Genomic DNA, 12,865 nt, shown 5'->3' with positions numbered 1-12,865 from the left:
TGTGGAGATGACCGGAAAGCGCGACAACGACGCGAACGCCGACCTGAAGGCCAAGATGCGCGAGGCCCTGGATCGCAAGAACAACCAGCACCACGAGGCCCATCACGACAGCGAGGCCCCGGAGAAGGTGCATGGCCCCGAGGTCATCGGCGGAGCGCCGAAGATGCATCGCCGCAAGGCGGGTGGCGGAGGGTCCTGACCCGGGCGGCTACCGTGCCACCTCATGAGCACCGCCCGAGCCGTTGGCCTGTTGCTGGGCTTCGGCCTCGACGCGACGCTCGGTGACCCGCGCAGAGGGCATCCGGTCGCCGGGTTCGGCACCGCGGCCCGCGCCCTGGAGCGGCGCCGGTATCGGCCCGACCGCGCTGCTGGCACGGCGTACGTCGGGGTGCTGGTCGGCGCAGTGACCCTCGGCGGGGTCGCCATCGAGCGACTGGCCCGCCGCGGCGGGCCAGCCACCGAGACAGCGGTCGTGGCCGCGGCCACCTATGTGGTGCTGGGGGGCACCTCACTGCTGCGCGAAGGGGCCGAGATGTCGGCGCGCCTCGAGCGCGGCGACCTGGGCGCGGCACGGGAGCGACTCAGCCACCTGTGCGCCCGCGATCCGTCCAGGCTGGGCGAGGACGAACTCGCCCGGGCGACGGTGGAGTCGCTGGCGGAGAACACCTCCGACGCGGTCGTCGCGCCGCTGTTGTGGGGCGCGGTGGCCGGGGTCCCCGGCCTGCTCGGCTACCGGGCGGTCAACACCCTCGATGCGATGGTCGGCTACCGCAACGACCGGTACGCCGACTTCGGCTGGGCGGCCGCCCGACTCGACGACGCCGCCAACTGGCTGCCGGCGCGGGCCACCGCCCTGGTCACCGTCGGGATCGGTCCGGACCGGGCTGGCGCGTGGCGGATCTGGCGGCGCGATGCCGACCTCCACCCCTCCCCGAACGCCGGACCGGTCGAGGCCGCCTTCGCCGGGGCGCTCGGGATTCGGCTGGGCGGTGAGAACCGCTACCACGGCATCACCGAGAATCGAGGCGTGATGGGTGACGGACGCGCGGTGACGGTCCCCGACGTGGCTGCCGTCGGCCGGCTGTCGCGTCGGGTCGGAGTGGCCGCCCTGGTGGTCGCCGTGGCCGCCGCGCTGCTGCGGAGCCGACGATGAGCCGGGGGCTGCTGGTCGCCGGCACCACCTCGGACGCCGGGAAGAGCCTGGTCACCGCCGGGATCTGCCGACTGCTGGCCCGCCGCGGAGTCTCGGTGGCGCCGTTCAAGTCCCAGAACATGTCCAACAACTCCCACGTCTGCCTGGCCGCCGACGGTGACGGTGCGGAGATCGGGCGAGCCCAGTGGCTGCAGGCGATCGCGGCCCGGGTCACTCCGGAGCCGGCGATGAACCCGGTGCTGCTCAAGCCCGGCTCGGACCGGCGCTCACACATCGTGATGATGGGCCGCCCCGCCGGGACCCTGGACGCCGGAGAGTTCGCCACCGGCCGACGACACCTCGCCGAGGCCGCCTTCGCCGCCTACCGCGACCTGGCCAGCCGCTACGACGTGATCGTCGCCGAGGGCGCCGGGTCGCCCGCCGAGGTCAACCTGCGCGGCGGCGACTACGTCAACCTCGGCCTGGCCCGCGAGGTCGACCTGCCGGTGGTGGTGGTCGGCGACATCGACCGCGGCGGCGTGCTGGCTGCGATGTACGGCACCCACGGCATCCTCGACCCCGCCGACGCGGCCCTGCTGCGTGGCTGGATCGTCAACAAGTTCCGGGGCGACGTGACGCTGCTGACCCCCGGGCTGCGCACCCTCGAGCAACGCACCGGGCTGCCGGTGCTGGGCGTGCTGCCCTGGCTCGACGACGTCTGGCTCGACTCCGAGGACGCCCTGGCGCTGGCCGCGATCCCCGACTCCGGGGCCTCCGAACTGCGGGTGGCGGTGCTCCGGTTCCCCCGGATCTCCAACGCCACCGACATCGACGCCCTGGCCGCCGAGCCGGGTGTCTCGGTCACCCTGACCAGCCGGGCCGGTGATCTGGCCGAGGCCGATCTGGTGGTGCTGCCCGGCTCCCGGGCCACCATGAACGACCTGACCTGGCTGCGCGAACGCGGCCTCGACGAGGTGCTGCGCCGCCGGGTCGCCGCCGGTGGGACGGTGCTGGGGATCTGTGGCGGCCACCAGATGCTCGCCGAGCTGATCAGCGACCCGGCCGGGGTCGAGGGTGGCGGCGAGGTCGCCGGGCTGGGGCTGTTGCCGACCCGGGTGGAGTTCGGCGCCGAGAAGGTCCTCGGGCTGCCCGCGGGAGCCTGGCGCGGACATCGAGTGACGGCGTACGAGATCCATCACGGGGTGGCTGGCCTCGTCGACGGCGCGACCGCTGAGGCGTTCCTGGACGGCTGGTCGCGGGGGCCGGTCTTCGGCACCACCTGGCATGGCGCCTTCGAGAACGACGACTTCCGCCGGGCGTTCCTGGGCGACGTGGCAGCGCGGTCGGGTGCGGCCTGGGAACCGCGGCCGGGGGTGTCCTACGCCGACCGGCGGGAGGCGATGCTGGACCGGCTCGCGGACGCGGTCGAGGAGCATGTCGGGTACGACGCGTTGATGCGCATCGTCGACGCCGGCGTTGCCCCCGTTGGTCGAGACCCGCTCCCGGTCGGTCGAGCTGGTCGAGACCCCCTCCCGGTGATCGGCATCGGTGCCGACGGCTGGTCGGGCCTCGGTGACCTGGCCAGGGCGCTGCTCGTCGAGGCCGAGGTGGTGCTCGGTGCCCGCCGCCAACTCGACCTGCTGCCCGGCGACGTGACCGCCGAGCGAACGCTGTGGCCGAGCCCGTTCGACCCGACCGAGGCGATCGCTGCCCAGGCAGGTCGCCGGGTCGTGGTACTCGCCTCCGGCGACCCGATGACCCATGGTCTGGGACGCACCCTCGCCGCTGCGCTCGGCCCCGAGTCGCTGCGGGTGATCCCCGCGGTCTCGTCGGTCTCCCTGGCCTGTGCCCGGCTGGGCTGGCCGACCGAACACACCCCGGTGGTCTCCACGTTGACCGGCGACGCGCACGCGCTGCTGCGGCACGCGGGTGGCCGGGCGCTGGTGCTCTCGGTCGACGGCGGTACGCCGGCTGAGGTCGGTCGGATCCTGGTCGAGCACGGCTGGGGGGAGTCGGAGTTGACGGTGCTCGGGGACCTCGGTACGGCGACGGAGTCGTCGCACCGGGTGCGCGCGGACGCGGTCGCCGGGCCCTATCCGCGGCTCAACGTGGTCGCCGTCGAGTTTGCCGGGAGAGTGTCCTGGCCAGAGGTCGCCGGGCTTCCCGACGAGGCGTTCGAGCACGACGGCCAGCTGACCAAGCGCGAGGTCCGGGCGGTCACCCTGAGCACGCTGGCACCGCGGCCCGGCGAGGCGCTGTGGGACATCGGCGGCGGGTCCGGGAGCATCGGCATCGAATGGATGCGGGCCGGCGGCGCGGCCGCGATCTCGATCGAGCGTGACGCCGAGCGGGCCGCGAGGATCGAGCGCAACGCCCGCGCACTCGGCGTACCGCAGCTGCGGGTGGTGGTCGGCACCGCACCCGAGGCGCTGGCCGGACTGGCCGCCCCGGACGCGGTCTTCATCGGCGGCGGGCTGACCGGTGCCGGGGTGGTGGACGCGGCCTGGGCGGCGCTGCGACCCGGCGGCCGGCTGGTCGCCAACGCGGTCACCCTGGAGTCGGCCGCCGACCTGGTCACGTGGCGGGAGAAGCTGGGCGGCACACTGACCCGGCTGGAGGTCGCCCGCGCGGGAGATGTCGGCGCCTTCACCGGCTGGCGCGCCGCGCTGCCGGTGGTGCAGTGGATCGCGATCAAACCCGAGGAGAGTCCATGACGGTGCGTTTCGTCGGTGCCGGACCCGGCGCACCGGACCTGATCACCGTGCGTGGTCAGCGGTTGCTCCGCGAGGCCGCGGTGGTGTTGTACGCCGGGTCGCTGGTGCCTGCTGAACTGCTCGCCGAGTGTCGCGCCGACGCCCGGCTGGTGGACACCCAGGGCTTGGACCTGGACGCCATCGAGGCCGAGTTCGTGGCCGCCGATGCTGGGGGCCTGGATGTGGTCCGGCTGCACTCGGGGGATCTGTCGATCTACTCCGCGGTGGCCGAGCAGCTCCGCAGGCTGGAGGCGCGCGGCATCGACCACGAGCTGGTGCCCGGCGTGCCGGCCTTCGCCGCGGCCGCGGCCGCGCTGGGCCGTGAGCTGACCGTGCCGGAGGTGAACCAGTCGGTGGTGCTCACCCGGCTGGCCCGGGAGGCGTCCGCGATGCCGCCCCGGGAGACCCTGGACAACCTGGGCCGGGCTGGCGCGCTGATCGTGCTGCACCTGGCCACCCACCTGGTCGATGAGGTGGTCGCCGAGTTGCTGCCCAACTATGGATCGGACTGTCCGGCCGCGGTGGTCGCCTACGCCTCCCAGCCCGGCGAGGTGGTGCTCCGCGGCACGCTGGCCACCATCGCCGCGCAGGTCACCGAGGCCGGGCTGCGTCGTACCGCGGTGATCCTGGTCGGTCGTTCCTTGGCCGCCGAGGGTTTCCGCGACTCCCACCTCTACAGCTGCACCCGCCCCCGCTGACGAGGTGGGGTTTGTGGCCCGCCGAGGTGGGCGTTGTGGCCGCTCAGCGACGCCGCGGCTGACTCCGCCCCACGGTCTTGCCATCCCGGTCGATGCCGTGGTTAGCCTCGCTTGGGAGCTAGTGTCCTCCTTGCCGTCACGGCACTGGCGAAAGGGACCCTGTGACTTCTCGCGAACAGGACAAGTCATCCGATGACCACCTATGGCCTTGGTTTGCCTTCCAGTCTCCTGCGCTGAGGGAGGGCGATCGCACCCAGGTGGTTCGGGTGGTCCGGCGTGGCTTCTGGGTGGTCCCTAGGGGTGGCTTCCTGTTGGAGCACGAACTGGTCGCCTGGGTGGTGACCTTCCTCGTGCTGATTCCCGTTCAGTGGATGATCTCGCGGCTCTTTCGGGGCCAGCACGTCGTCGCCCTTGTGTCTTGGAAGACCGATGCGCTGGCGGAGGTCGAGCGGCTTGAGAGGCGAACAGTTGCTCCGGAACGTGAGTCCGCGATTGCGGTAGCGAACGAGTGGTTGGCGAGCCTGCAGAAGCCAACGCCATGAGCCTGTGATCGGTTGCGTGTGTCACGCTCAACGCGACCGCGGCTGACTCCGCCCCACGACCTCCCCGGCCCGATCGATGCAGATGACGTCGACGGTGACCGGCGCCTCGCGTAGGACGCCGAGGGCGGTGTCGGTGGCGCGCTCCGCGACCAGATCGCCGAGCGGTACGCCGGCCGCTTGCGCGCGGTGCAGTGCCTCCAGGCCGGTGTTCGCGTCGGTGAGCTCGAGCGGCGTACCGGCCTCGGTGGCGAGGGCGCTGAGGAACCCCAGGTCCACCTGGGACCGCCCCGAGTGCAGGTCCAGGTGACCCGCAGCCAGCTTGGAGAGTTTCGCGAAGCCTCCGACGATGCTGAGCCGGGGGACCGGGTGCCGGCGTAGGTACTTGAGCACCGCGCCGGCGAAGTCCCCCATGTCCAACAGCGCGTCCTCGGGAAGCGCGTAGGTCTGCACCGCCACCCGCTCCGAGGTCGACCCGGTGCAGCCGGCGACGTGGCTGTGGCCGGCGGCCCGGGCCACGTCGATGCCGCGTCGGATCGAGTCGATCCATGCGCTGCAGGAGTACGGGACGACCACGCCGGTCGTGCCCAGGATGGAGAGGCCGCCGAGGATGCCGAGCCGGGGGTTCCAGGTGGAGCGCGCGATCTCCTCACCGTGGTCGACCGAGATCTCCACGACCAGGTCGCCGGCGTCCCCGTGGGTCACAGCCAGGCGTTGCACGTGGTCGGTGATGAACTCACGAGGCTTGGGATTGATCGCCGGCTCACCGACCGCCAGGGGCAGTCCCGGCTTGGTCACCGTGCCGACCCCTGGTCCGGCCACGAACGTGACCCCGCTGCCCGGCGCGCCACGTCGTACCGTGACCCGGACCAGCGCCCCATGGGTGACGTCCGGGTCGTCGCCGGCGTCCTTCACGATCCCGGCCATCGCGTGACCGGCGGCCAACTCCTCGACCGCGAGCGCGAACGCCGGCTCATGGGCGGGCAGCCGGATGGTGACAGGGTCGGGAAACTCGCCGGTGAGCAGCGCCTGGTACGCCGCCGTGGTCGCCGCAGTGGCGCAGGCGCCGGTGGTCCAGCCGCTGCGCAGCCCGGTGCGCGCCAGTTGCGCCCCGCGACCGCTCACCGGCTCTTGTTCGCTCACCGCACCATCATCCACCGACCCCGAGGTAGCCACGGAGCAGCCCACCAGTCGGCCACAACCCCCACCTCGGCGGGCCACAACCCCCACCTCGCGCGGCCATGAAGTACATCTCGTGGGGGAGGATGAGCCGCATGGCGAGGGTGTTGATTCTGGGAGGGACCGCGGAGGCGCGGGCGCTGGCGGGCGTCCTGATCTCTGCCGGCCACAACGTCACCTCGTCGCTGGCCGGGCGGGTGACCGATCCGCTGCTGCCGCCGGGCGCGGTCCGGGTCGGTGGGTTCGGTGGCGCCGGCGGACTGGCGGCCCACCTGGCCGAGGTCGGGTACGACGCACTCGTGGACGCCACCCACCCCTATGCCGCCACGATCACCGCCAACGCCGTCACCGCCGCGGCGATGACCGGCACCCACCACGTCGTGCTCCGCCGGCCGGCGTGGTCGGACCGACCCGGCTGGACCAGGGTCGCTGATCATGCGGCCGCAGCCGCGGTCGCCGCCGGACGGGTGTTCCTCACCATCGGTCGGCAGGAGGTCGCGGCGTACGCGAACTCACCGGCATGGTTCCTGATCAGAGCCATCGAGCCACCCGACCCGCCGCTGCCCGAGCACCACGAACTGCTGCTCGCCCGCGGCCCGTTCACCCTGGATGACGAACGCACCCTGCTACGCGACCACGAGATCACCATGCTGGTCACCAAGGACTCGGGCTCCCCCGCGACCGAGGCCAAGCTCACCGCAGCCGAGGAGCTCGGTGTCACGGTGGTGGTGGTGGACCGCCCGCCGCTCCCCGACGGGATCGCCCACGTGCGCGACGTGGACGGCGTACTGGACTGGTTGGGCTAAGCGCCCAACCCCCAGGCCTGGGCCAGCAACTCCACCGACCGCAGCCGCGCCTCAAGGCCGGGCACCGAGTGCACGGTGATCACCTCGTCGGCCCCGCTGTGCGTCACGAACTCACCCATCCACGCCGCCACCGTCTCCGGCGACCCGACCGCGGAGTAGTGCAGCATCTGCGCCACCTGCTGACCCTGCGGGGTCTCCAGCAGCGTGTCGACCTGCTCGTCGCTCAAATCGCCCAGCCCGCTGCGTCCCAGGAAGCGTCGCGCCCGCGACCGCCGCACGATCCGGAACCAGTCGGCGGCCTCCTCGTCGGTGTCGCAGGCGATCACGTTCGCGCCGGCGATCACGTACGGCTCGGCCAACTGCTCCGACGGCTGGAACTCGGCTCGATACAGCGCCACCGCCTGCTGGAGCGCCGCGGGCGCGAAGTGCGACGCGAACGCGTACGGCAGGCCGAACTCCGCGGCCAGTTGGGCGCCGTACGTCGACGACCCGAGCACGTAGATCGGCACCTTGGTGCCCGTCCCCGGGATGGCCCGTACGCCGTCCACGTCGGTGTCGAGGAAGGCCTGCAGTTCGCGCACATCGCCGGGGAAGGAGTGCGCGGCGCCCGCGTCGCGGCGCAACGCCCGCACCGTCTGCATGTCGGTGCCCGGCGCCCGGCCGATGCCCAGATCGATCCGGTCCGGGTGCAGGGTGGCCAGGGTGCCGAACTGCTCGGCGATCACCAGCGGCGGATGGTTGGGCAGCATCACCCCGCCGGAGCCGAGCCGGATGGTCGACGTGTGGTTGGCGATGTGGGCGATCAGCACCGCGGTGGCCGACGAGGCGATCGAGGGCATGTTGTGGTGCTCGGCGTACCAGACCCGCGCGTATCCGTGCCGTTCCGCGGCCCGGGCCAGCGCCACACTCGCCTCGAACGCCTCGGCAGGAGTGGAGTCGCGGGCGACGGTGGCCAGGTCGAGGATCGAGAGTGGGGTGGGCACGGTCATCACCAACCTCGGGGGTCGGGGCGCTATTCCGGGAGGCGGCGCAGATCGGGCAGGAGCGGATAGTGTGGCGCGGTGCACTCGACTGCCGCTCGGGCGCACCGGTACTCCCGCTATTACCCACGGAGAGGCACATGGTGACCAGCGATCCGTTCTCGGCCCCGGCCACCGACCCCTACTCGTCGTGGCTCCTTGACCGACTGCTGGGTCCGTTGGTGCGCAGCCTCGCTCAGCCGGGGGAGCCTTTCGAGGTGGCGGTTCTGGTGGGGCGGAATCCGGTGGATGGAGTGTCGTGGGCGCTGATCGAGAGCTGGTTCGAGGCGGCGACCGAACGCACCTACGAGTCCGTCATGGAGGTCGCCTTCGGGGAGTTCCCGGGTCATCCCGCCAACGACGACGAGTTCTCCGGTGCGGGGGAGGTCGACGCGTCCAAGGGCTACTTCCGACTCGGACCTGACGGCGACGATGCCCCCGACGAGCTGCGATGGGCGTGCGTGCGGGCCTTCGGCGAGCGGTTCGACTATGCCTTGGCCGAGCCGGAGATGGACGCGGCGCAGTTGAATGCCGCCGCTGCCGACTACGTCGAGGAACTCGCAGCGTGGCTCGCCGAGAGCGGCGGAGCCTGGGGAGAGTGGCGCGCGGGCACCTTCACCCCGATCACCGATGAGGAGCTCTTCGCGATACGACGCCGGTGACTTACTCCGGGTAGCGCCGCGGCGTCCACACCACGGTGTCCCCGCCAGCGCGGTCCACCCGCTGGGTCTGCGAGGAGCCGACCAGGATCAGGGTGCGCATGTCCACCACATCCGGGTCGAGGGTGGCCAGGTCGACGATCCGGATCTGTTCGGTGGGCCCGCCGACATCGCGGGCGAGCACCACCGGGGTGTCGGGCTTGCGGATCTCCATCAGCAACTCGGCGAGCGCCTCGACCTGCCAGCGCCGCTCCGAGGAGGCGGGGTTGTAGATGGCCAGCACCAGGTCGGCCTCGGCGGCGGCCCGGATCCGCTGGGCGATCACGTCCCACGGCTTGAGCCGGTCCGACAGCGAGATGGTCGCGTAATCGTGCCCCAGCGGGGCGCCGACCCGGGCGGCGGCGGCGTGCGCGGCGGTCATCCCCGGCAGCACCTGCACCGGTACGCCGGCGTACCGCGGCTCGCAAGCGACCTCCAGCACCGCGGTGGCCATCGCGAAGACGCCCGGGTCGCCGCTGGAGACCACCACCACCCGGCGCCCCTGCGAAGCCAGCGAGAGCGCGAACTCGGCGCGCTCGGACTCGACCTTGTTGTCCGACAGGTGCCGGACCTGGCCGGGACGCTCGGGCACCCGCTTCACGTACGTCGTGTACCCGACGATGTCGTCGGCGGTCGCCAGCGCGCCCTTGACCTCGGGGGTGAGCCACATCGGTCCGGCCGGGCCGGTGCCGACCACGGTCACCGAGCCGGCGGCCGTCCCGGAGGCTTCGGTCTCGACAGGCTCGACCAGCGACTCGTTGAGCGACTCGCCGTCGACGGTGCCGATCCTCGGCGTCATCCCGGCGACCTTCGAGGGGAGCACCGCCATCGAGAAATACGGCACCTCGTCCGGATCCACCTCGGCCAACCGCGCGATCCGTTGCTCGTCCATGGTGGCCCGCTCCACGAACCAGGCGTCCTCGAGTCGCCCGGCGCGCGCCAACGCCTCCCGCACCGACCCGAAGGTGCGGCCCAGCTTGAGCACCACCGCGGAGTCGGTGGAGGCCAGCCGGGCGGCCAGTTCCTCGGTGGGGAGCGTGCCCGGAAGCACGGTGAGTACCTCGTCGGCCTCGGTCAGCGGCACCCCCAGTGCAGCCACGGACGCCGAGATCGAACTGACCGCAGGCACGGTCTCGGTCTGATAGCGATGCGCCAGCCGCTTGTGCATGTGCTGGTAGGAGGAGTAGATCAGCGGGTCACCCTCCGACAGCACGGCCACGTCGCGGCCGGCGTCCAGGTGCGCGGCGAGCCGGGCGGCGGCTTCGGTGTAGAACTCCTCGATGGCGCCGCGATACCCACCCGGGTGGTCGGTGGTCTCGGTGGTCAGCGGATAGACCAGGTGCTCCTCGATGTGGTCGGCGCGGATGTGCGCGGACGCGATCCGCCGTGCGTGCGAGCGCCCATGGCGGGCGGAGTGATAGGCGACCACGTCGACCTGATCGATCACCTCGACCGCTCGCAGCGTCAACAGCTTGGGGTCGCCGGTGCCCAGCCCGACGCCGTACAAACGTCCCGGACGGGTGGGTCGGGAGGTCTCGATGGCCGTCACTGAACGGTCTCCGTTCGTACGTCGGTGTGGTTGAAGTCGTCGCCGGTGTGCAGCAGCGGCAGCCCGCTGTCCCTGGCCAGCGCGTAGGTGAAGCAGTCCCCGTAGTTCAGGCCGGCCGGATGCCCCGAGCCCTTGCCGAAGTCACGGTAGGCCTCCCGCCCGAGCCGGGCCTGGTCCGGGGATACCTCGACGATCTCCAGGCCGAGGGCTTCGAGGAGCTCGTCGAGCCGGCGGGAGAGCACCGGGTCGCCGCGGCGATCGATGACGGCGGCGGTCTCCAGGTAGGTGGCTGCCGACATCAGCAGCCGCTCGGCGGCCAGCATCGCGTCAAGCAGTCGCGGACGGAGGGGTTCGGCCGCCAACACGGCGATCAGGGCTGAACTGTCGACGATCACGCGGGCAACCCGGCGTCGTCGTACAGTTCGTCGGTGCTGAGCCCGGGCCCATCCCCGAGCCTGGCGTCGACATCGGCAAGGATCAGGTCGACGCGGGCCCGCCGCGCCGAGCGCTGCTGAGGCTCGTCGAGACCGGCGAGGTACTGCTCGAGCGCAGCCTCGATGGCGCCGGTCTGGGTGGTCCCGGTGCGCTGGGCGGCCAGGCGGGCGAGCTGGTGAACATGCTCGTTCTTGATGTTCAGACCCATGCGTCTACCCTCTCTACCATCAGAAGGTACCACTCTACCACTAGCGGATGATCTCCTGCTCGGTGGCCAGGGCGTTGAGGGCGGCTGCGGTGATCGCAGAGCCGCCGCGGCGGCCGTGTACGACGAGCCACTCCAGACCCAGGTCGCTCTCGGCCAGCGCCTGCTTGGACTCCACCGCGCCCACGAAGCCGACCGGGATGCCGACCACGGCAGCGGGCCTGGGTGCGCCGGCAGCGATCATCTCCAGCAAGTGGAACAGTGCAGTGGGGGCGTTGCCGATCGCGACCACGGCGCCGTCGAGTCGGTCGCGCCACAGCTCTAGGGCGGCGGCGGAGCGGGTGGTGCCGAGCTCGACGGCCAGCGCCGGGACTCGTTCGTCGCGCAACGTGCAGATCACCTCGTTGTCGGCCGGCAGCCGGGTTCGGGTGACCCCTGAGGCGACCATGTGGGCGTCGCACAGGATCGGCGCCCCGGCGGCCAGGGCGGTGCGGGCGGCGGTGACCAGTCCGGGGGTGTGCGCCACGTCGGCAGCCAGGTCGACCTGACCGCAGGCGTGGATCATCCGCACCACCACCTGGGCGGTGTCGGCGTCGAACCGACCCAGGTCGGCCTCGCGGCGGATGGTCGCGAAGGACTCCTCATAGATGGCGTTGCCGTCCTTCTCGTACTGCATCAGTGCTCTCCTACCTGGTACCCGTCGCTGGTCGCGACCGCCTCCAGATGATCCCCGATCGGGTGCCCGCACCTGCGGGCGCACCCGCTCACATGCAGTCGGCGGCCGGGATTCGCGCTGGCCAGGCCGGCGGCATCGGCGCGTACGTCGGCCAGTGACTTGGCGCAGCCGGGGGCCCCGATGCAGGCGCTGGTGAGCGCCTGAGGTGAGTCGGCGGCGAACCCCCAGTCGGGCAGGGCCGTGTGGGCCTCGGCTGGTGTCACGCCGCGCAGCACCACGCTCCGCCACGGCGTCAGCACCAACTGCGCCTGCGCCAGTTGTTCCCGCACCAGCGAGGCCACGACCCGCCACTGCGACGTCACCGCGCTCCCCAACGGCATCCACCCCTCCGCCGAAGTGGGGTTTGTGGCCCGCCGAGATGGGGTTTGTGGCCCGCCGAGGTGGGGTTTGTGGCCCGTCGAGGTGGGGCCTGTGGCCGCTGTGTCACCGCGGAGGGCGGCGAGTTCGGGTGCGGGCAGGTCCGTGACCCGCCAGGCTCCGTCGGGACGTACGTCGAGGAACGCGGCGGCTGCCCGGAGCAGCGGCGGCACCGGGTCGTCGTACAGGCCTGTGGGCACCCCGGCCACCCACAACTGAAACCTCGTCGGCCCATTTGTGACACTTCGTCGCTGGGTGGCGAGGTCGGGGGCGAGGGCAAGGATCTCCCCGGAGCCGTCGTCGAGGCCGAACAGGAACCGCCCCGACAGCGCGGTCAGCCGTGGATCCGCACACAGGGCCGCATCGAACTCGGCCAGTACGCCGTCCAGGTCCGGCGCCGGGGAGGCGACGACGTTGCGGACCCGGTCGTGGGCCAGCGACGGGAGCAGACCGGCCGCGGACAGCCGGGTCGCCAGCGCGGGCCCGACGTCGCCAGCAAGCCCCCGCACCTGCACATTGCCCCGCGACGTCAGATGCAGGCAGCCGTCCCCCAGGTCGTCGGCGAGATCGCAGAGGGCCACCAACTGCCGCGCCGTGAGCCGCCCGCCGGGCACCCGGATCCGAGCGACGTGCCCGTCGTCGGCCTGATGCAGACGCAGCGCGCCGGGGCAGCGGTCGCCGTCGACGGACTCTGGCTGCTCGATCACGGGATAGGAGCCTACGCGCGCACCGGCTCGGTGCCGTAGGTGGCAGGATTCG

At 72.0% G+C, this 12,865-nt stretch carries 14 protein-coding genes and 1 pseudogene; 8 read left to right on the top strand and 7 right to left on the bottom strand.

The genetic code is table 11. From position 1 onward, the window contains the following. The first annotated feature begins 7 nt into the window (after positions 1–7). The 6 genes and pseudogenes from JKG67_RS11365 (at position 8) to JKG67_RS11340 (ending at position 5,125) form a co-directional block, all read left to right on the top strand. Complete coding sequence (locus JKG67_RS11365; protein ID WP_203337435.1) at positions 8–199, top strand: DUF5302 domain-containing protein; 192 nt, start codon at positions 8–10, stop codon at positions 197–199. A gap of 24 nt (positions 200–223) precedes the next feature. Beyond that, positions 224–1,153: a cobalamin biosynthesis protein gene (locus tag JKG67_RS11360; protein WP_203337434.1), complete on the top strand. Its 930-nt coding sequence runs from the start codon at positions 224–226 to the stop codon at positions 1,151–1,153. Then, positions 1,150–3,210, top strand: a pseudogene (locus JKG67_RS11355) (cobyric acid synthase); the annotation flags it as partial. The gene JKG67_RS11360 and the pseudogene JKG67_RS11355, both read left to right, overlap by 4 nt. After that, the gene (gene cbiT, locus JKG67_RS19300; RefSeq protein WP_443678537.1) at positions 3,199–3,846 is read left to right on the top strand and encodes a precorrin-6Y C5,15-methyltransferase (decarboxylating) subunit CbiT; all 648 of its coding nucleotides are present in this window, start codon (positions 3,199–3,201) and stop codon (positions 3,844–3,846) included. The pseudogene JKG67_RS11355 and the gene cbiT, both read left to right, overlap by 12 nt. Further along, positions 3,843–4,583 carry a precorrin-4 C(11)-methyltransferase gene (gene cobM, locus JKG67_RS11345; protein WP_203337433.1) on the top strand — a complete coding sequence of 247 codons (741 nt, stop codon included), beginning with the start codon at positions 3,843–3,845 and terminating at the stop codon, positions 4,581–4,583. Before cbiT ends, cobM begins: the two co-directional genes overlap by 4 nt. A gap of 311 nt (positions 4,584–4,894) precedes the next feature. Further along, positions 4,895–5,125 (top strand): hypothetical protein, encoded by a 231-nt coding sequence (locus JKG67_RS11340; protein WP_203337432.1) that lies wholly within the window; start codon positions 4,895–4,897, stop codon positions 5,123–5,125. 27 nt (positions 5,126–5,152) lie between these two features. On the opposite strand, the gene JKG67_RS11335 is transcribed toward JKG67_RS11340, so the two are convergent. After that, the gene (locus JKG67_RS11335; protein ID WP_203337431.1) at positions 5,153–6,265 is read right to left on the bottom strand and encodes a cobalt-precorrin-5B (C(1))-methyltransferase; all 1,113 of its coding nucleotides are present in this window, start codon (positions 6,263–6,265) and stop codon (positions 5,153–5,155) included. A 131-nt stretch (positions 6,266–6,396) separates the two neighbouring features. Here JKG67_RS11335 and JKG67_RS11330 point away from each other — a divergent pair, with 131 nt between their 5' ends. Next, entirely contained in the window at positions 6,397–7,107 is a 711-nt protein-coding gene (locus JKG67_RS11330) for a cobalt-precorrin-6A reductase (RefSeq protein ID WP_203337430.1), read from the top strand. Here JKG67_RS11330 and JKG67_RS11325 read toward each other — a convergent pair. Then, positions 7,104–8,096 (bottom strand): LLM class flavin-dependent oxidoreductase, encoded by a 993-nt coding sequence (locus JKG67_RS11325; RefSeq protein WP_203337429.1) that lies wholly within the window; start codon positions 8,094–8,096, stop codon positions 7,104–7,106. The two genes, JKG67_RS11330 and JKG67_RS11325, sit on opposite strands and share 4 nt — an antisense overlap. A gap of 131 nt (positions 8,097–8,227) precedes the next feature. Between JKG67_RS11325 and JKG67_RS11320 the strand changes: the two genes are divergently transcribed. Beyond that, positions 8,228–8,788 (top strand): hypothetical protein, encoded by a 561-nt coding sequence (locus tag JKG67_RS11320; protein WP_203337428.1) that lies wholly within the window; start codon positions 8,228–8,230, stop codon positions 8,786–8,788. Between the two features lies 1 nt (position 8,789). On the opposite strand, the gene JKG67_RS11315 is transcribed toward JKG67_RS11320, so the two are convergent. From JKG67_RS11315 to JKG67_RS11295, 5 genes are read right to left on the bottom strand one after another with little or no spacing between them, the layout of a single operon-like run. After that, positions 8,790–10,373: a precorrin-2 C(20)-methyltransferase gene (locus JKG67_RS11315; RefSeq protein ID WP_307816531.1), complete on the bottom strand. Its 1,584-nt coding sequence runs from the start codon at positions 10,371–10,373 to the stop codon at positions 8,790–8,792. After that, positions 10,370–10,768 carry a type II toxin-antitoxin system VapC family toxin gene (locus JKG67_RS11310; RefSeq protein WP_203337427.1) on the bottom strand — a complete coding sequence of 133 codons (399 nt, stop codon included), beginning with the start codon at positions 10,766–10,768 and terminating at the stop codon, positions 10,370–10,372. The genes JKG67_RS11315 and JKG67_RS11310 overlap by 4 nt, the downstream gene beginning before the upstream one ends. After that, positions 10,765–11,016 carry a type II toxin-antitoxin system VapB family antitoxin gene (locus tag JKG67_RS11305; protein ID WP_203337426.1) on the bottom strand — a complete coding sequence of 84 codons (252 nt, stop codon included), beginning with the start codon at positions 11,014–11,016 and terminating at the stop codon, positions 10,765–10,767. The genes JKG67_RS11310 and JKG67_RS11305 overlap by 4 nt, the downstream gene beginning before the upstream one ends. Before the next feature lie 40 nt (positions 11,017–11,056). Next, positions 11,057–11,689 carry a precorrin-8X methylmutase gene (locus JKG67_RS11300; protein ID WP_443678536.1) on the bottom strand — a complete coding sequence of 211 codons (633 nt, stop codon included), beginning with the start codon at positions 11,687–11,689 and terminating at the stop codon, positions 11,057–11,059. Beyond that, positions 11,689–12,813, bottom strand: coding sequence for a ferredoxin-like domain-containing protein (locus JKG67_RS11295; RefSeq protein WP_203337425.1), 1,125 nt, complete (start codon positions 12,811–12,813; stop codon positions 11,689–11,691). The genes JKG67_RS11300 and JKG67_RS11295 overlap by 1 nt, the downstream gene beginning before the upstream one ends. Positions 12,814–12,865 lie beyond the last annotated feature (52 nt).

The organism is Nocardioides limicola (assembly GCF_016827675.1).
In the GTDB taxonomy this organism is placed as follows: domain Bacteria; phylum Actinomycetota; class Actinomycetes; order Propionibacteriales; family Nocardioidaceae; genus Nocardioides; species Nocardioides limicola.
This window is presented reverse-complemented; position numbering and strand designations above follow the sequence as displayed.

Excerpts from the sequence above, each read along its gene's own strand:
- JKG67_RS11365 (WP_203337435.1), top strand. The coding sequence starts at position 8 with ATGACCGGAAAGCGCGACAACGACGCGAACGCCGACCTGAAGGCCAAG.
- JKG67_RS11330 (WP_203337430.1), top strand. The coding sequence starts at position 6,397 with ATGGCGAGGGTGTTGATTCTGGGAGGGACCGCGGAGGCGCGGGCGCTG.
- JKG67_RS11320 (WP_203337428.1), top strand. The coding sequence starts at position 8,228 with ATGGTGACCAGCGATCCGTTCTCGGCCCCGGCCACCGACCCCTACTCG.
- JKG67_RS11325 (WP_203337429.1), bottom strand. The coding sequence starts at position 8,096 with ATGACCGTGCCCACCCCACTCTCGATCCTCGACCTGGCCACCGTCGCC.
- JKG67_RS11305 (WP_203337426.1), bottom strand. The coding sequence starts at position 11,016 with ATGGGTCTGAACATCAAGAACGAGCATGTTCACCAGCTCGCCCGCCTG.
- cobM (WP_203337433.1), top strand. The coding sequence starts at position 3,843 with ATGACGGTGCGTTTCGTCGGTGCCGGACCCGGCGCACCGGACCTGATC.
- JKG67_RS11300 (WP_443678536.1), bottom strand. The coding sequence starts at position 11,689 with ATGCAGTACGAGAAGGACGGCAACGCCATCTATGAGGAGTCCTTCGCG.
- JKG67_RS11360 (WP_203337434.1), top strand. The coding sequence starts at position 224 with ATGAGCACCGCCCGAGCCGTTGGCCTGTTGCTGGGCTTCGGCCTCGAC.